The sequence below is a fragment of the Bacillus sp. B28 genome (assembly GCF_029536185.1).
GTDB classification, from domain to species: Bacteria; Bacillota; Bacilli; order Bacillales; family Bacillaceae; genus Bacillus; species Bacillus halotolerans.
In genome coordinates, this window is the sequence record NZ_CP120511.1 from 1,299,260 (window position 1) to 1,316,572 (window position 17,313).

Sequence of the window (17,313 nt, forward strand, 5' to 3'; positions counted from 1 at the left end):
TCGAGATGAGGAGGGTTTTGTTTGTCATACGTTTGCCAGCTATAAAAAAATGGTGTAAAAATGTGGATGATGACATAGAATACTGTTATTATAAAAGAAAAACGTTCCTATTAAGGAACGTTTTGGAGCGCTAAACTCAAACTCATTAATATTTTAACATTTTATTTGTTATTTTGCAGTTTTGTGCTCTTTAAGTTTATTTTTTTATAAAGGGCAGGGTCATATGATAAAATACACCAATATAATTAAGAGAAAAAAATTCCTTAATCAACTTGCAAAGAATAATAAAATAACTTATTATGGTCGTTCTGAAGAAGATATAATCCAAGATTTAATCAAAGAAGGGCATAAAGAAAAGTTAGATTATTTAGATGAGCAATTTAAATTTTCAAGTACAAACTTAACTCTATGTGAACTAGAAGAAGCTTGGCCTGAAAATATAGACTCACCTGAAAAATTACTGTCTTACCTAGTGAAAAATCGTAATGTTAACCCTAATAACATTGATACTGAATGGCAACCACCATTAAAACAAACTTTACAACTCTGTGCTATTAAACATGAAGGGTCCGCAGTTTATTTAAAGTTTGTTGAAGAGAAATTAACTGTTAGGAAAAGTGGATATTCCTCCTCCGTATCATCATATGCACAGTTTACTTCTGTCGTGTTAATCTTTGGAGAGGACCCTTTGATTCAAATGAGGTGTCCATTTAAAGATATAAAAAAATATATTGAATTCACCATGGATTTTATTGGTTACAAAAAACCTTGTAATTACTTTACAGTCCCTAAATTAACAAGGGATAATGCTGTTAAAATGTGTGAACTATTATCGGCGGGAGTATCTTCAAGACATATTTCACTTCCTACTAATGTTGGAAGTGTTCAGTTCAATGGAAAAAAGGGTATTGATTTAAGTAATGATGGAACTTTTGATAAAATCACCAACGCGATAAAAGGTCTGGGTTTACCAACTGATCATACAATGGAAGAGAAGTGTATCTTTGTATATACCGATCCAAAAACATCAATAGAATTAGAAACAATATTTGAAGTTAATTTTCAAAAGGGTTATTTTAAATTTACTAAAGAAGTACCTGAAACAATAGTAGATCATGTTTTAGATATATTGATACTAGTTGATATGGAAGATAGAAAAAAAGTAGATCAAGAGGCTGCCATAAATACAGAAGAATGATTATTAGGAGGGGAGTTACGTGGAACAAGCAATAAATTTTTTGGAGATTAATGAAGTCTTATTGAATTGGGCTGCTAATGACCCTCCTATTGAGGATTTCACTGTAGAAAATGTATTATACGCTATAGGTTTGAGTGAGAATTATTATCAATCTGTTTTAAAATATCTCATGACTAAAGATGGTTATGAGTTAATCCCTAAAAAAATGTTACTTTGTCCATCCAATCATAAAATCCAGTCATTTGGATTACATGAGGATATAGAAGATGAGTTATTTGATTGTTATTGCGGGGAGAATGATTTTTCCCCTGAAAATTTTTTGTTAGTGTTCGAGTTTACTGATTTTTTTAAGTCTCAATGTCAAAAAAAAAAGAAATACTGGAACCCGCTAAAAATACCTATGTTAGTTTAGGTTCTATTGCTGATGGTAAGACTTTTAAGGATTTAATTAATGAAGGGCTATTTAGCGAGCCTAAAAAGGGGGTGTACGTTTACATGGAGGATAACAGGCAATATAATATTTCAAATAATAGTGGAAGCGCATTTAGCTTTGGATCTAATTCTTCAAATGTGGTTATGAATCATAATAGCAGTAATAATGAGTTAGCAGAGTTAACGCAGGCACTATTAACAGAAATCAAAGATTCAAATTTAGATAGCGAGGAAGAAGAAAAATTAAACCATCTGGTACAAGCTACAACAAGCGAAGCTAACACAGAGAAGCCTAAGAAAGTTTTAATAAAAAGTTTCCTAGATTCAGCTGATTCTATTATTAAGACGGCTACTACCTCAGTAAATTTAATTTCTGCATTTGAAAAATGGAAGTCTTTTTTCTCATAATACAAAGAAGCTCACTTTATAAAGTGAGCTTATATATTACCGTTTTTCCACTTTTTTTATTCCACATCAACTCACTCATTCGCTACAACGTTAAAAGAGAATCAAATATAATAAACCATGTATCTCCTTTTAAATCCTTCACATGTAGTTTCTGTTTCACTTCGTTTATGTAATGCACATGCCCTGTTACATCTTCAATAAAGCCGTCTTTGTATACACCGATGACCAGAACCGAGTTGAATTCCATGGCTTCGCAAATAGTTCGTGCCATTTCCTCCAGTTGGTATTCATCAAGAGAGGGTTTTTCGATTTTCTGAACTTCTCTCTTTCGGCTTAAAAGGGCAGCCCTTTACTCAGGTAATATGAATTTTTGTTCCCATCTCTTGTCGTAAATTCCTTGACTCATTCCGATCATCTCCTTGACTAAATTATATGCAAACAAACGTTCTTTTATCAACGGAGAAAATATTGGTAAGCCTACGTATAAACTCATTGGTTTTAAATGGGAAATTGTTGGCGAGTTGTTGCCCAAACCTGCCAACAATTAATATTTTTATTCAGAAGGGATCAGACATCTAATTTGAAATCCCTTGATGGATAAGTATTTGTCAGGAATAAAAATAACAGCTCAGAAGGTAATCACTACCTTGACAGGGTAGAGGTCGCTGGTTCGAGCCCAGTCGGAATCATAGCTTAAACCCTTGCGCAGCAAGGGTTTTTTACTTTTTATAGGGGTTGTCGGTATTATTAATGCAGTATATGATTTAAATGAAAACCCAAGAATAAAAGTTGAGTTGAGAAGATAAAATAAAAACCCCATTTGTAAAGTCCAAAATGGGGTTATTTCTTAATTTCATATTAAGTTGCTGCTCTATCTGCGACCTTATAAGTGGACTGCTCAGAAAGAGCGTATGAAGCGCTAGATACTCCAACAACGCCAAGCAAGAGCGCTAAACAAATTGCAATTTTACATTTTTTCATTTAAATGTTTCCCCCTTTGAATTTGTTTGCGTGCTTCAATTGCCATTTGATAAAAATCGACTGCATCATGTCTGTCTTCTTTGTTGGTCAAAAAATCAGCAACAGCAACAGCGTATTCTTCCATATCACCGTAAAGGTTTTTCTCTTCGAAGAACTTGAACACTTCTCTAAGTGTTTGTAAGTCGAATGATAAATAAAGACCTTTAACCAGTTTTAATTTCTTGGTTACTTCCTGGTTGTTGTGTCGGGCAGCAACCTTCTGACCTTCCTGGTATAATTCTAATGCAGTCTTTAAATCATTTTTCTTTGCTTTGACATATGCCAGATTAAAAATCGCTTTGGACTCATACATGTGTTTTCGATCTTTATGAATTTCATAGGCAATTTGAAAATGTTTCTCAGCATTGTCAAGTTCTTCAAGGTTATTATAACATAATCCCACGTTAAAATGAGCTGAACCAATTAAATGTTGCTCCCCTATTTTTATAGCATCATGTAAGGCTTTTTCAGCTGTTTCTAAAGCATCCTCATAACACATTTTATCTAGCCAATTCCCAAAGATAACAAACTGACATTGGACCATTTCTTTGCCATATGTAAGGTTACCCTGAGCATCTTTTTGCTCTTTAAATATAGAATATGCTTGCTGAGCATAATTCATTGAGAAATGAGTCTCTTTCATATAGTAATAGACCTCTGATACTTTAAAATAGAACTCGGCCTTATCTGTATTTGCGTTTTTATCTAATAAATCAAGATATTTTTCGGCTTCGCGATAATATGTTAAGGCAATAACTAAATCTCTTGTTCTGAAATGATACATACCGGTAAAAAATGATAATAGAACTCTATTGTATTCGTAAGGGATTCAGGGGCCATATTCTCCCTTGTCTTTTTAAGAGCAGAATAAACACCATCTATATTTTTAACAGAGTCAGGTTCGAGATACGACAGCATTATTTCGTGCCGTAGCTTTAGTAGCTGAAGATAGACTGCAACCTTTTCATTTTTCTCCATCATATCGAATTCTTTTTCAACTTTTCTTTTCATTTCTTTTGCTTTCTCAACTCGACCCTGCTTTATGACAACATACCAATGATTAATGTCTGTAGTTACATAATGATATGGGATTAAATCCGAAACAGACAATCAAATACCTCCTTTTCTTTACATATATTTAATATTATACCACTAAGGACCCCCTCTAATAGAGTGTTTTTTGAAAAGTCTCTCTATTTAGACTAAAAAGGGTCGGAATAAACATAAATAAGGACCATATCGTCTGATATCGACCCTTTAGCTTGCTTTAGAATTTATAGAAAATTGGTCTAAAAGGCTATCGATGTCGTTTAATGATGTATAAATGACATCTGCATTTCTCAAGAAAATGCTATAATGAAAAGCCATGAAATAATGTAAAGAGGGGGATTACGATGCATTACATAACTGCATGCTTAAAAATCATCAGTGATAAAGACCTTAATGAAATAATGAAGGAATTTAAAAAACTTGAGGAAGAAACAAACAAAGAAGAAGGGTGTATTCAATTCCATGCTTATCCGCTTGAACCATCAGAACGCAAAATAATGCTTTGGGAGATTTGGGAAAACGAAGAAGCTGTTAAAGAACATTTCACGAAAAAACACACAAAAGACGTTCAAAAACAAGAATTAACGGAAGTAGAATGGTTAATGAAAAGCAATGTGAATGAGTAAAAGGTTCCTTAAAAAAGAGACATTCAATGGCTAAGAATGAACCACCTGTAATTAAGTAGTAAAATGTTGGCGGATTGTTGTCCAACTCTGCCAACAATCATCATTTTCATTCAGAAGTCATCAGATGTACAATTAATAGGCTTTGAAATAAAAGGGGAAACTTGATTTTTCAGCTTAGAAATTCATTGATCCTGTCTCTTTTTAGGGTCAAAATCATTGAAAAGTTATTTGGAACATAAAATCTCAATTTTCTAAGAAAAGCTCCCACATAATAGGGAGCTTTTCTATTTTCACATCACTTGAAATAAAGCAGAACTTTTTTAGATGATTAAGAGATTTAGTGATGTTTTTTATACGATTCGACAAAATCATAATAATGATCATCGTCATCATAATACTTTTTATCGTAATGATAATCGTGATCATCATCATCATACTTCTTGTCATGATCACAATCATAATACTTTTTGTCGCAATCATAGTGCTTCTTATCGCAGTCATGATACTTTTTGTCACAATCATAATGCTTCTTATCGTGGTCATAATACTTTTTGTAATAAGTTTTTTTCCAAGTGTAATACTCTTCTTTATATTTTTTATAATAACCCAATTTAAGCCCTCCTATTATTTTAATCAATATTAATATATGAAGTTTATATGATATGGTATGGCCACATTTACTAATAATTTAGTAATAGGGCTGTTTCTGATAGCCAAATGATAAACTGTTTATGAAGATAGGTTAGGTGAAAGGATTCGATCACAGTGAATAGACGAAGTATGTTGTAATGCCATTTGGGAACAGATGGGGACGAATAGGGGGCAAACTTTTAGTCAAAACAAAAGGTTTTTTATCAGAAATTCTTGTCAGAAAACCCTATAAAATAAAACGTCAGTTCGTAATGGCATATAGTCCCTACCTTGACAAGGCAGAGGCCACTGGTTCGAACCCAGGCGGAATTACACAAAACAAAAACGGCAGGAAACGCTGATAAAGGCGTTCCTGCCGTTTTTGTTTTGTGTTATCTTTTCGCAATGAGATAAAGTGATATGGCTCTTTGGGTTTGAAGAGGATTATGAAGCGTAATTACCCACTGGTTTCTTCTCCTTGGAAAGCTGCCTATTGCATACATTGGAGCATAATCACGTGGAGTAAACCCGCCATTGATTACCTTTATATCTCTTCCTTCAAGATAACAAACAAGGTATTCACCGGGATCTATGACCTGTTGGTTAGTCCATGCGTAAGAATAAAAGCCGTCTCCGAGATCCTCGGTGGAAGATGGCGGTATAAAGCCATCTACATTCAATGTGATTTCTCTTCTTCGCTGTCTTTCTGAAAAGTCTTGATTTCTTTGCGTGTGATGAGCAGGTGGTAAGTGAGGAATTAACACAGGAACATAAAAGTAATGATACAAAGTAACCACTCCTTCGTTTACATTCATACAAAGTGTATGTTGGCGTATTTCGTTAATTCCTGTTTTATTGTCAGTTGACTAAGAATGGAACTAAAGGAGTGAGGACAATCAGCTTGTCCATATTTGTTTTACGACTGCCTTCATTTTTTTGTATAGCAAGTTCTGTGAGGTCTTTTTGCCATTGACTAGTTTTATAGCCAAATCATTTTTATGATATAATGGATATGTTTTGCAGTAATCTGTAGTGTTGGTAATGGAGGAAACTATATGAAATGGTATTGGAATGGCTTAAAGAACTATGTCAATTTTGAAGGGAGAGCTCGGCGAAAGGAATATTGGATGTTTCATCTCTTTAATGGCATCATTTGTTTTATTTTATTACTGCTATCATTAATACTAGTTGGATTATTTACATCAGGCCCATTGGCGGCAGAAGGATATGCCAGTTCACAAGTAGGATATGTAATTGGATATGGCGGGGGATTACTGGCATATATTCTGATCTTTCTTTATCAGTTAGCTGTTTTTCTTCCGTCTCTTGCTCTCAGTATCCGCAGATTGCATGATATCGGCAAAAGTGGCTGGTGGATATTTATAGGCTTTATTCCGGTGGTCGGTCCTATTATGATGCTGATCTTTAACTGCCAAGATAGTGAAACAATAGAGAATCAATATGGAGCAAATCCTAAGATTATAAATGAATCGTAAATTGCGCCCCAATTGTTAGACAATGAGTTTAGCGATTGGGGTGTTTTTTATAGCCTGAAGAACTCATAAGGTAACTACATATTCAAGATAGAGAACAACTTTTAAAGAATTTTGTGCTGCAGGATAATGGCATGAATAATCTTACATTATTTGGTTTAAAATGATTAACTGCATTTTGAATAGTTAATTTTTTTTCTTCTTAACCACTTTCTAAGCACCTTTGTTTAGTTTTCACAAAGGATTAAATTAATATGCTGATCAAGAAGACATTTAGAATGGAACGAATCAAAGTGAACTTAATGGACAAACTTATATGGATTAAAAAGAAGAGAGGAGGGTGGAAATGAGTAAAAAATGGTTGCAAATAATAACTGCGTTATGTCTATCCACTTTTATATTAATGGGCTGTAATAATGATCAAAATAATAATGATCAAGATAACAATACTCCAGATGTTGAGGAGAACGATCAGGATAATAACGGTAACAATGCACCGGGTGTTGATGAGGACGATACGATCAATAAAGATGATGAAAAAGATAATGAGACTGATCCCGAAGATCCGGTTGAGGATAATGAAGATGCCGATAAAGATAAAAAAGATGAGTAAGGAAACAGCACATCATCATTGTTTGCAGAAGAACCGACACTTCGTGCAGAGAAGTTTTAGTATTCTTTTCTGATGCTTTCTGCTGGCGGTGCTACAGACGAAAAACGTGCTTGAAAGGCTCTAAAATGACAAAAAGCTCTGTCCTTAGTGGATGGGGCTTATTGTGTGTTTGTGACACGTTTTTGAAATGAATACTATATGCAGTAATAGATTGCGGGTCTCATGTAAAAGACAGACATCATTTACACCACAGAGAGATTCTTGAGAGAAAAGCTTTCCGACAAGGACTTCTCTTATTATCATTCGTTCCATTTTTAAAAGTAATCATTGCCAATCAGCTCTCGTAGAAACTGTAACTAATAGGAAATTCATGTAAGTCAAAAAAAGAATCCTTCTTTGTAAGGATCTTCCCAATACCAAGATGTTTTTATTTAAACCATGCTTTCTTTAAATTGCTGGTAAAGTTATTATCATTAACAGGAACATTTGTTTTACCGAAATCTGTTGTATGTAATGCATTCCTTGCGGCAGGAGTTAAATCATCCCATCCGATTAACGGTTGAGTTCCGCCTACTACATCATCGCTCATAAGTAATTCATGGTTCAGCGGCGAAGTGCTTTCATATGCAATGGATATTACCATTAAGAGTAGTAATTAAGATTCAAAATATTGACAAATTAATGTATTTTCAACAAAAGGTCAGCCCCTTCATGTATACTGAGTCCGTAATTACAATATGTAGAAAGGGGTAATAGAATGAAAATCAGTTTGGAGAAAAAAGCAGGTTTCTGGAAGAAGGCAGCGATTTCATCATTTATTTTCACCATGTTTTTTACCCTGATGATGAGTGATACGGTTTTTGCGGCCGGACTGAACAAGGATCAGAAGCGCCGGGCGGAACAGCTGACCAGTATCTTTGAAAATGGCACGACGGAAATCCAATACGGATATGTGGAACCCTTGGGTGATGGAAGAGGCTATACATGCGGACGGGCAGGCTTTACAACGGCTACCGGGGATGCATTGGAAGTAGTTGAAGTATACACAAAGGCAGTACCGAATAACAAACTGAAAAAGTATCTGCCTGAATTGCGCCGTCTGGCCGAAGAAGAAAGCGATGACATAAGCAACCTCAAGGGATTTGCTTCTGCCTGGCGTTCGCTTGGAAATGATAAAGATTTCCGTACTGCCCAAGACAAGGTAAATGATCGCTTGTATTATCAGCCTGCCATGAAACGATCAGAGAATGCCGGCTTGAAAACGGCACTGGCAAAAGCTGTGATGTACGATACAGTTATTCAGCATGGCGATGGTGATGACCCTGACTCTTTTTATGCCTTGATCAAACGCACGAACAAAAAGGCAGGGGGCTCACCTAAAGACGGAATAGATGAGAAGAAATGGTTAAATAAATTTCTGGACGTGCGCTATGACGACCTGATGAATCCAGCAGATCCGGATACCCGTGATGAGTGGAGAGAATCGGTTGCCCGTGTGGACGTGCTTCGCTCTGTCGCCAAGTCGAACAACTACAATCTGAACGGACCGATCAATATCCATTCAGCAGAATACGGTGATTTCGTAATCAAATAAGCAGCAAGTGTAAAGAAACCGACTGCACCCTTTGCGAATACACCCGCTGCCCTCATAATATGGCGCGGTTTAAGGTATGAACCGATTGTGTAAATGTCATTACGATTACTTAGCCCTTCTCAGAGAGAAGGGCTTTTTTCAATCTAATCTGCTTTTCCGATTCAATGAAAAAAACCAGATTCACTAGCATGAATGTATCCGATCCAACGGCAGTCACTTCAGCAATTAGGCTTAATACATAATTCTAGACTTGTTTTTATACTGGGTGATTCTCTAAATAAAGAGTGTTTTTCTTACAGTAAACGGAACAGTTTCTGGCATATGACATTCTTTAAACTTATTGTGTTTGCTGAAAGATAAATTATGCTTTGGCAGATACAGAACTAGTACTCATGACGAATGGCCCCTCTTAAGAGTTTTTTTGTTATTGGTCAAAAGGGGTGAATGAATGCCTGCACAAAAGACAGAATAAGGGTGAGCTGATATTCCAATGTTTTCAGAAAAGAGGTGAAAGCATGACTAAAAAAGGGATTCAAAATTCTAGTATTGAACAAATAAGAAATGATCATGAGACTGAAACAGCATTCAAAGCAGATGACCCTAAAAAACATGGCACAGGTTCAAAAAGGACCAAATAAGTTTTGTTTCAATGAAAGCCTAATATCAAGATCTGGGCCAATTGTTTTTGGCCTGTCATATTGATTGATAAGGAATGGAGTGGATGATGTGACTCAAAAAAATGGAGCAGACAGACCTGATGATTATAAAAGATTTTCTGAAATCGACAAGGACTTTGATTTTAATCAAAATGGCGATCCTAAGTCAGAGACATTAGGCAAGAACGAACAAACCAATAACAAAGAAGAAGCAAATGAAAATATGGATGTCGCAGGAAGATATTTTGAACCGTCAGATTACAAAGGAACCACACAATTGGAACAGGGTTTGGCTGAAACGCATGAACAAGTCAGTGATGACTATTTTGAGGGAACCATCGACCAAAACTTGGACTAAATAATCAAGCGGAGCTGACTCGAATGAACTTGAGTTAGTTCCGTTTTTCGTACAAAGATGAAACTGGTTCGGCTGAGGCTGCTTTCATAAAGGGGCATGCAAATAATGGGATCCACGCTTTTGCGAAACAAAAGGAAACCGTAGCTTGATATTCTATTGAAAGAAGAGAATGCAATTCTATTTAATTTTTTCAGTCTTCTTTGGATTCCTTGATTTTTGAATAGAGAAAAAAAGGGTCAAGCTGATGCATGACTTATTCTTGAAGTATGCTCTCAATATCTTTTCTCTAAAGAGAAAAATTGATAAAATTTAAGCAAAAGAATGAAAAAACACGATTCGGTTGGTAGTCCGAATGCATTTTTATTATGTCAGTAACCTTCCCCTCCTCGGGATGTCCATCATTCTTTCATCATTTAAAAGAGGGGGGAATCGTTATGAAATTAACGATTTACTACAATGGTCAGTTTTGGGTAGGAGTTATTGAGGTTGTGAAAAACGGAAAACTAAAGGCCTCTCAGCATTTGTTTGGAAAAGAGCCGAAGAATTCTGAAGTATTAGATTTTGTTAATAGACAACTCTTAAAGACTCTGTCCCAGTCTGAGCAGGAAGGAGTTAGTGTAAAAGCCCAAGATCAGAAAAAGATAAATCCGAAAAGATTGCAACGTCAGGTTTCGAAGGAATTGAAACGTGCCGGAGCATCCTTAAAGGCACAGGATGCGATGAAACAAGAGTTGGAAGCGAAGAAGCAAAAGAAAAAACAAATAACGAAAGAACAAAGAGAAAAAATAAAAGAACAAAAGTATCTCATCAGAAAGCAAAAAGCTAAAAAAAAGCATAGAGGAAAATAGCTTGAAAAAGCAGGCATAGAGCCTGCTTTCTTATAAGTGAAGAATATGTTTTTACACTTTAGCGTATCTCCAATGGATAAAGTCTTTTTCTTCACGGTCCAGTTTAAACCCTAACTTCTTCAAAATATGCTGTGAACCCATATTGCCATGTTCACATCTTGCCGCAATACAGTTAACATTCTCTTTGCTTAATGCCCAGTTTATTAACTTTTGAGCAGCCTCAAAACAATAACCTTTACGGCGGTGACTTTTATTTGTTGCAAAACCGATTTCAACCATGCCATCCGTATCAGGGTCGCCTAAAAACCCAGTTCCTCCGACAATTTCATAATCATTCTTCTTTAAAATGATCCATGAATCAAATCCTCTTGTTCCTTTATTTTCGATTAAAATCTCGCGGAAATAAGGAATTGCTTCAAAAAAATCTGAGTTTGGCCATTCCCCATTTGTTTTATAACCCAGGTCTATAATAGCCTGATGATCCAGTTTAGATGCAGCGTCTAGAAGATTAACATCAATCGTTTTTAATAGTAACCGATCCGTTTCAAGGAGAACCATCTCTTTAGCCCCTCTTCTATTTGATATCTATACATGTGATTCTTTTATGTTCATTTATCTCATGAATCGAGAATTAATTGTTTCCTCTATAACAAGTTTGTTACAATGCATATTCATTATTTTCTCTCTCTATAACGTATCCGTAACAGAAAAATTCATGGATTTGATAACAGAAAAAAACGATAAAGAAATCAGTATGATTTCAAATGGTAAGAATAACCGTCTGGGGCTAAATAAACGGATGATAAGGAGTAAAGGGGGATCAGAGATGGTGCCTGCTCTTTATTATGAAAAGATATTTGCAGCTAACAGGAATATGCATAAGTCTGGCGGTGAGAACAAAGCAGTAGCAGACTCCCTTCGCAAAAGTATAAAACAGCAGGAGGAGTTCAATCAACTTTTAAAAGAACTTCTTAATAGAGACATCAAATAAGTTTCGGTATATGACATGTTGCAGATAAATCATCTCCTTGAAAATTCAAGGAGATCTTTTTTAAAAAAGCTTTGACATTCACGTTACGTCAAAGTGTACGGTTAATGTATAAGGAGGGAGAAGAAATGGAATATACCGTTCAGAAGTTAGCCAAATTAGCGGGAGTCAGCACAAGAACGCTTAGGTATTATGATGAGATTAACCTTTTAAAGCCAGCACGGATTAATTCATCAGGATACCGAATTTATGGGGAAAAAGAAATCAACGAATTACAGCACATTTTATTTTATCGAGAGTTAGGTTTCCAATTAGAGGAGATAAAAAAATTAATCTTTTCCCCATCTTTTAATCGTTATAAAGCATTAAAGGATCATCATGCAGAGCTTCTAGAAGAAAGAGCCCGGATTGATAGTCTTATACAAAATGTAGAGAAAACAATTCATGCAGAGGAGAGAAACGAAAAGATGAGAGATGAAGAGAAATTTAAAGGATTTAAAAAAGAGCTTGTGGAAGAAAACGAGCGGAAATACGGAGCCGAAATACGCCAAAAGTATGGAGAAGAAGCGGTGGAAGAAACTAACCAAAAAGTATTGAATATGACAAAGGAGCAATATGAAGAGCTGACCGCTACAGAAAAAGAATTGTTTGAAAAACTTAAAAAAGCATTTGAAGAAGGAGATCCAAAAAGTGAAGATGCCTTGAAAGCGGCGGAATTACACAAAAAATGGCTTCTTTATCATTGGAGCGACTACAGCAAAGAAGCTCATGCAGGTCTAGGGGAGATGTATGTATCAGATGAGCGCTTTAAGCGATATTACGATCAACATGGTGAGGGATTAGCTGAATTTCTAAGACAGGTGATCTATGCGTATACTGGGAAAGTTAATGATTAAGCATTGAACTGATGCATGGACTTTATCGAGCGAAAACGAAAGCGAAGTTTGAAGCACGATTGAAAAAACTAGAGTATTTCTTTGTCATGAAGGGTCAAAAAAGCTTACTCATTGTAAGCTTTTTATGATTTGTCATTTATAAATATAAGTTACTCAATGGTAAGAATGCTTAGCCATAAAGACTAAGCATCTTCCACATCTCTTTCAAATATCATTTCAAAATAAGCAGCTGCTCCATACCCGTCTATACTAGGGGCGAAAATCTGAATAAACTTCCATCCTCTTTGAGCATAGTCACGAATGATTTGTTGGTAGTCTTCTTTGGGTCTTCTTCTCATGGTACTGAGTTCGACTCTAACGAATTCATACTCTTTCATCATGTGATACCTCCTGTAAGGTTATACGAAAGAGCGAGAGAAAAGTTCCGAAAGATGGAAAAACAAAAGGTGAAACCGAAAATAACCAATGAGGCAAGAACATTCAAGATCGGATCATATAAACGCAGGTCTGATTAACCATACAAATATAGAGAAGATGTAAATCGCGCACCTAATCATGGAATGCTTAGAAATCAAGTACGCGGAGCGAGCTGTGCCTTGCCATATCCTTTAGATGAACTGGCGATTAAAGAAAAAAAGAGGGGGAGGATCATAACGGTGCTCCTTATATGGTATTTCAATGGGGCATGTGGAAATGACATATTCTTTATCGAGCCGTGTGGCAATTGCGAATCAGCAGAAAAAGTGATAATAACACAGATAAAAACGAACAGATCATCACTATACTTATGACCGGATAGTGTTTCGCAGAGTATATGAAAAAGTCCAGCTGTGAAATTTGTTTGGGGCTGGTGATGGTGTCAATACCGTTAAGAAGCTTTGAAAATGTGGCTGTGTAATTCCAATCGAATTGATCTGAAACAAGCTCGCTTCCTTGATACCAATTGACAGCGGCTAAAAACAGAAAAGCCATGAATGAAAATCCAAGCTGAACAACTAAAACAATCCCTTTCATCGTACGCCTCCAAATCAATGAACATGAGAAAAGCAAATTATATATTACCATAATGTAGGCGGTTGGGCAATTTTTCTATATTTCCTGATATATTCATATCTTAGAATGGAGAGCCATTATGTATTTGGTTGGAAATTTAGTTCAGCCTGGGCCGGTACTTTTTTGCTCTTTCGGCTTTTGCCGCTCTCAGCTATGTGTTATTTTGGATATTGGTGATCATATCGAGAAAGTGATGGTGTCCATGAACAAAGAAATCCTAAAATACATACTCACTATTTTTTCAATATGTGCAGTCCTCCAGGAAACCGATGATATAAGTATTGCCCATAGCTGGATTTTGACTGAAATCGTCCGATTTTTGATTTGCGCGGCTGTGTTTATTATCCTGACATTTCTATTAGAGACTGTTTTTCCAAACAAAAAAGAGTCACATTAATGTGTGGCTCTTTTTGCATAAAATTATCAGATTAATAACATCATTACAAATGAATCAATCATCATGACAAAAAACAGCAAGCAAAAATAAATGAGTGAGTAGACAAACATATCCTTTGCCCACTTTACGTCATCGTCTGTTTTGAATCCTTGCATGCTTTTTTTGATCCATATACCTCCGAGAACCAAGGCAGTAAAAGAATAAAATGGGCTTATATGGCCGGTGCCGAGAGAAAAAGGAAATAATAGCGTAATCGGCACCAGGACCGCAATATATTGAATCATTTTTACTTTCGTTACATGATTTCCTTTTACAACAGGCAAGAGAGGGACACCAGCCGCCCGATATTCCTCTTTGCGTCTTATCCCAATCGCCCAAAAGTGCGGGGGCTGCCACAGAAACATAATGGCATATAACATGACGGCGGTTACACTGATTTCTCCTGTGACGGCACAATAACCCATCAGCGGCGGAGCAGCTCCCGGAAAGCTTCCGACAAATGTGCTCCATACTGAGGCCCGTTTCACCCATACTGTATAGATGATGGCATAAAAAATAAAGGCGGCCAGTCCGAGAATTGCAGTTAAAGGGTTGAGGGAATACAGCATGGCAAGACCTGCTATTCCTAAAACAGAGCCATACGTTAAGATCAAAGCCGGCGGCATTTTTCCTGTGACTGAGGCCCTGCTGCGGGTGCGCTCCATTTTTGCATCCATATGCCGATCAAAATAGTTGTTGTAGACAGTGCCGGAGGCCATGACGAACGCGGTTCCAAGCATTGCCTTTATCATTGTCATGAAAAAAGCGAGTCCTGTTAATGGTATTTCTGAGCTCACAAATGCGATCCAAAATCCGCCGAAGGCTGCTATCGAGTTTGATACGATAATGCCGGGTTTTGCAAGCTTTATAAAATCGTAAACGGATACCCGGTTCGAGGCTTTTATGTATTTTGTTTCAGAAATCGGAGCAGAAACTCTTGAATTCTCCAAAAATAGACGCCTCCCCCAAAACTGCATGCTTTAGTTATCGTACCAAGAGGCCAGTCAGATCACAATTATTTCCTGTATTTGTCATGAAATTGTCAATTTTTATACAAAAAAAGGGGAGCTGGACTGCCCCCATTTTCGGTAAACACCGCCTGCTATCTGTTGTATCCTCCATATCCGCCGCCGTATCCGTACCAAGGGTAGTAAGGAGGGCGCGGATAGTAGTAAGGCGGACGCGGATAAAACGGATAAAACGGTCTTGGGTAATAATAAGGCGGATAAAATGGCGGTCTAGGGCGCGGACGCGGGTAGTAATATGGCTGTCTTTCATCATAAGGTGAAACTTGCTCAAATTGATCGTAATTAACAGGAAATTCCAAGAGGGTTACCTCCCTAGCATTTTTTATTCTGTTTACTTTATTCCTGATATGAGAAATGGGTGTATGTCCATCGACCAAATTGTTTTTTTAAATTGAGTAAATCCTCAGAAAGGGATTGACAAGAACTTCTAAATCTCCTATTATTACAAAAGTGAAATAAATGTTACTTTAATGTTACAAAAATATTTCTAATTGAGTACGAATGAGCATAAAGAACATCATCTGAATCTTTTGATGGGATATAAATCGAAGTGATTACGAAAGAAGGAGTTTGTGTTGTTGGCGAGAAGAATCAAATGGTTTCAAGTATTATTAGCAGTTGTTTGTGCGGCAGGGCTTATAGGCTTTTGCCATAATACATCAAAAAAAGAAACGGTCATGAATCAGGTAAAAACCGATTCTCAGTATGGAGATGTAGAGATCGCAACACTTGTGAATGACGGGAAAACATTCAATTACGCGGTCAACTACCCTGTTTTTAAAAATAAAAAAATGGACGCGGCATTAAAGAGTTACGCAGAGAAAGAGGTTCGCCAATTTCAGAAGGAAACGAAAGATGCTGACCAGGAGCATACAAAGAAGCGCAATGAACTCAACATCGATTATGAAATTGTTCATTATGCCAAGCAGACAGCGGCAGTGGTCTTTAATGAATATAAATACATAGGCGGCGCGCATGGACAAACCGTAAAAAAAACATTTAACTTTGATTTTAGCAAGGAAGCCTTTCTTTCTATTAATGATATTTTCAAAAAGGACTCTGATTATTTACAAAAGCTTTCGCTGATCGCTTATCATGAGCTTAAAAAGAATAAGGACATTGCAGCGGACGACGAATTGTTAAAAGAAGGAACTGCACCGGCAAAAGAAAATTTCAGCCGTTTTGCCGTCAAGGAAGATTATATCGAGTTTTATTTTGATACATATCAAGTCGCTGCGGGCTATCTTGGAGAGCAGTCGATTGCGATTAAGAAACATCTTTTAAAAGATATATTGAAAGAACAATATATTGATAAAGCGAAAAACAAAAATAAAATCAAAGAACAAAAACCGAAGCACGAAGTCATTTCATTACCCAAAGAAGAAACAGTTGATCCGAATAAAAAAGTCATTGCGCTTACTTTCGACGACGGTCCGAATCCTGCGACAACAAATCAGATTCTGGACTCCTTGAAGAAATATGAAGGGCATGCAACGTTTTTTGTGCTGGGCAGCAGGGTTCAATATTATCCGGAAACGTTAAAAAGAATGCTGAAAGAAGGAAATGAAGTGGGGAACCACTCATGGAGCCATCCGCTTCTCACAAGGCTTTCAGTGAAAGAGGCTGTAAAGCAGATCAATGACACGCAGGACATGATTGAAAAAATAAGCGGGTATCGTCCGACGCTTGTGCGTCCTCCATATGGCGGCATTAATGATGAACTGCGCAGCAAGCTGAAAATGGATGTCGCGTTATGGGACATTGATCCGGAAGATTGGAAAGACCGAAATAAAAATACAATTGTCAACCGAGTCATGAGCCACGCGGCTGACGGAAAGACGATTTTAATTCATGATATTTACGGCACTTCTGCTGATGCGGCCGATGAGATTATCAAAAGACTGACCGATCAAGGCTATCAATTGGTGACGGTCACTCAGCTGGAAGAGGTAAAAAAACAAAGGGAAGCTAAATAAATGTGGAAAG

At 36.6% G+C, this 17,313-nt stretch carries 21 protein-coding genes and 3 pseudogenes; 13 read left to right on the forward strand and 11 right to left on the reverse strand.

Annotated features, from left to right (window positions below; genetic code table 11):
* Nucleotides 1-223: 223 nt before the first annotated feature.
* From P3L57_RS06435 to P3L57_RS06445, 3 genes are read left to right on the forward strand one after another with little or no spacing between them, the layout of a single operon-like run.
* A complete protein-coding gene (locus P3L57_RS06435; protein WP_069486397.1) occupies nt 224-1,198 on the forward strand; it encodes a hypothetical protein in 975 nt (324 codons plus the stop codon).
* Between the two features lie 19 nt (nt 1,199-1,217).
* Nucleotides 1,218-1,610: a hypothetical protein gene (locus P3L57_RS06440; protein WP_069486398.1), complete on the forward strand. Its 393-nt coding sequence runs from the start codon at nt 1,218-1,220 to the stop codon at nt 1,608-1,610.
* On the forward strand, nt 1,556-2,038 hold the full coding sequence (locus tag P3L57_RS06445) for a hypothetical protein (RefSeq protein ID WP_264798409.1): 483 nt from the start codon (nt 1,556-1,558) through the stop codon (nt 2,036-2,038). The genes P3L57_RS06440 and P3L57_RS06445 overlap by 55 nt, the downstream gene beginning before the upstream one ends.
* 82 nt (nt 2,039-2,120) lie before the next feature.
* On the opposite strand, the pseudogene P3L57_RS06450 reads toward P3L57_RS06445, so the two are convergent.
* The 3 genes and pseudogenes from P3L57_RS06450 to P3L57_RS06460 form a co-directional block, all read right to left on the reverse strand.
* Nucleotides 2,121-2,444: pseudogene (locus P3L57_RS06450) on the reverse strand (YolD-like family protein).
* A 561-nt stretch (nt 2,445-3,005) separates the two neighbouring features.
* Nucleotides 3,006-3,680 carry a tetratricopeptide repeat protein gene (locus P3L57_RS06455; RefSeq protein WP_277617512.1) on the reverse strand — a complete coding sequence of 225 codons (675 nt, stop codon included), beginning with the start codon at nt 3,678-3,680 and terminating at the stop codon, nt 3,006-3,008.
* A 134-nt stretch (nt 3,681-3,814) separates the two neighbouring features.
* Nucleotides 3,815-4,168 carry a response regulator aspartate phosphatase gene (locus P3L57_RS06460; RefSeq protein ID WP_277617513.1) on the reverse strand — a complete coding sequence of 118 codons (354 nt, stop codon included), beginning with the start codon at nt 4,166-4,168 and terminating at the stop codon, nt 3,815-3,817.
* Nucleotides 4,169-4,414: 246 nt separating this feature from the next.
* Between P3L57_RS06460 and P3L57_RS06465 the strand changes: the two are divergent.
* Nucleotides 4,415-4,734, forward strand: a pseudogene (locus tag P3L57_RS06465) (putative quinol monooxygenase).
* A gap of 337 nt (nt 4,735-5,071) precedes the next feature.
* Here the strand turns inward: P3L57_RS06465 and cotU are convergent.
* Entirely contained in the window at nt 5,072-5,344 is a 273-nt protein-coding gene (gene cotU, locus P3L57_RS06470) for a spore coat protein CotU (protein ID WP_044156331.1), read from the reverse strand.
* Nucleotides 5,345-5,756: 412 nt separating this feature from the next.
* Nucleotides 5,757-6,152 carry a hypothetical protein gene (locus P3L57_RS06475; RefSeq protein ID WP_044156330.1) on the reverse strand — a complete coding sequence of 132 codons (396 nt, stop codon included), beginning with the start codon at nt 6,150-6,152 and terminating at the stop codon, nt 5,757-5,759.
* Between the two features lie 267 nt (nt 6,153-6,419).
* Here P3L57_RS06475 and P3L57_RS06480 point away from each other — a divergent pair, with 267 nt between their 5' ends.
* Complete coding sequence (locus P3L57_RS06480) at nt 6,420-6,860, forward strand: DUF805 domain-containing protein (protein ID WP_044156329.1); 441 nt, start codon at nt 6,420-6,422, stop codon at nt 6,858-6,860.
* A gap of 343 nt (nt 6,861-7,203) precedes the next feature.
* A complete protein-coding gene (locus tag P3L57_RS06485) occupies nt 7,204-7,470 on the forward strand; it encodes a hypothetical protein (protein ID WP_024120997.1) in 267 nt (88 codons plus the stop codon).
* Between the two features lie 427 nt (nt 7,471-7,897).
* Here P3L57_RS06485 and P3L57_RS06490 read toward each other — a convergent pair.
* A pseudogene (locus P3L57_RS06490) lies at nt 7,898-8,101 on the reverse strand (NPP1 family protein); the annotation flags it as partial.
* A 126-nt stretch (nt 8,102-8,227) separates the two neighbouring features.
* Here P3L57_RS06490 and csn point away from each other — a divergent pair.
* From csn to P3L57_RS06510, 4 genes are all read left to right on the forward strand, one after another.
* Complete coding sequence (gene csn / locus P3L57_RS06495; protein WP_069486402.1) at nt 8,228-9,064, forward strand: chitosanase; 837 nt, start codon at nt 8,228-8,230, stop codon at nt 9,062-9,064.
* 515 nt (nt 9,065-9,579) lie between these two features.
* Nucleotides 9,580-9,702: a hypothetical protein gene (locus P3L57_RS06500; RefSeq protein ID WP_059292995.1), complete on the forward strand. Its 123-nt coding sequence runs from the start codon at nt 9,580-9,582 to the stop codon at nt 9,700-9,702.
* Between the two features lie 88 nt (nt 9,703-9,790).
* Nucleotides 9,791-10,078: a YozQ family protein gene (locus P3L57_RS06505; RefSeq protein WP_024121001.1), complete on the forward strand. Its 288-nt coding sequence runs from the start codon at nt 9,791-9,793 to the stop codon at nt 10,076-10,078.
* 434 nt (nt 10,079-10,512) lie between these two features.
* Nucleotides 10,513-10,926: a YjdF family protein gene (locus P3L57_RS06510; RefSeq protein WP_069486403.1), complete on the forward strand. Its 414-nt coding sequence runs from the start codon at nt 10,513-10,515 to the stop codon at nt 10,924-10,926.
* Between the two features lie 51 nt (nt 10,927-10,977).
* Here the strand turns inward: P3L57_RS06510 and P3L57_RS06515 are convergent, their stop codons facing one another.
* Nucleotides 10,978-11,484: a GNAT family N-acetyltransferase gene (locus P3L57_RS06515; protein WP_069486404.1), complete on the reverse strand. Its 507-nt coding sequence runs from the start codon at nt 11,482-11,484 to the stop codon at nt 10,978-10,980.
* Nucleotides 11,485-11,641: 157 nt separating this feature from the next.
* Here P3L57_RS06515 and P3L57_RS06520 point away from each other — a divergent pair, with 157 nt between their 5' ends.
* A complete protein-coding gene (locus tag P3L57_RS06520) occupies nt 11,642-11,917 on the forward strand; it encodes a hypothetical protein (protein WP_254665037.1) in 276 nt (91 codons plus the stop codon).
* A 125-nt stretch (nt 11,918-12,042) separates the two neighbouring features.
* Nucleotides 12,043-12,810 carry a MerR family transcriptional regulator gene (locus P3L57_RS06525; RefSeq protein WP_044156322.1) on the forward strand — a complete coding sequence of 256 codons (768 nt, stop codon included), beginning with the start codon at nt 12,043-12,045 and terminating at the stop codon, nt 12,808-12,810.
* A gap of 182 nt (nt 12,811-12,992) precedes the next feature.
* On the opposite strand, the gene P3L57_RS06530 is transcribed toward P3L57_RS06525, so the two are convergent.
* The 4 genes from P3L57_RS06530 to P3L57_RS06545 form a co-directional block, all read right to left on the reverse strand.
* Nucleotides 12,993-13,187 carry a DUF4177 domain-containing protein gene (locus tag P3L57_RS06530; RefSeq protein WP_024121010.1) on the reverse strand — a complete coding sequence of 65 codons (195 nt, stop codon included), beginning with the start codon at nt 13,185-13,187 and terminating at the stop codon, nt 12,993-12,995.
* 328 nt (nt 13,188-13,515) lie between these two features.
* Nucleotides 13,516-13,824, reverse strand: a complete 309-nt coding sequence (locus tag P3L57_RS06535; RefSeq protein ID WP_069486406.1) for a YjdJ family protein — start codon at nt 13,822-13,824, stop codon at nt 13,516-13,518.
* Nucleotides 13,825-14,286: 462 nt separating this feature from the next.
* Nucleotides 14,287-15,276, reverse strand: a complete 990-nt coding sequence (gene cyoE / locus P3L57_RS06540; RefSeq protein ID WP_083244454.1) for a heme o synthase — start codon at nt 15,274-15,276, stop codon at nt 14,287-14,289.
* A gap of 125 nt (nt 15,277-15,401) precedes the next feature.
* A complete protein-coding gene (locus P3L57_RS06545) occupies nt 15,402-15,626 on the reverse strand; it encodes a hypothetical protein (RefSeq protein WP_059292988.1) in 225 nt (74 codons plus the stop codon).
* 276 nt (nt 15,627-15,902) lie between these two features.
* Between P3L57_RS06545 and P3L57_RS06550 the strand changes: the two genes are divergently transcribed.
* Complete coding sequence (locus P3L57_RS06550) at nt 15,903-17,303, forward strand: polysaccharide deacetylase family protein (RefSeq protein WP_059292987.1); 1,401 nt, start codon at nt 15,903-15,905, stop codon at nt 17,301-17,303.
* Nucleotides 17,304-17,313 lie beyond the last annotated feature (10 nt).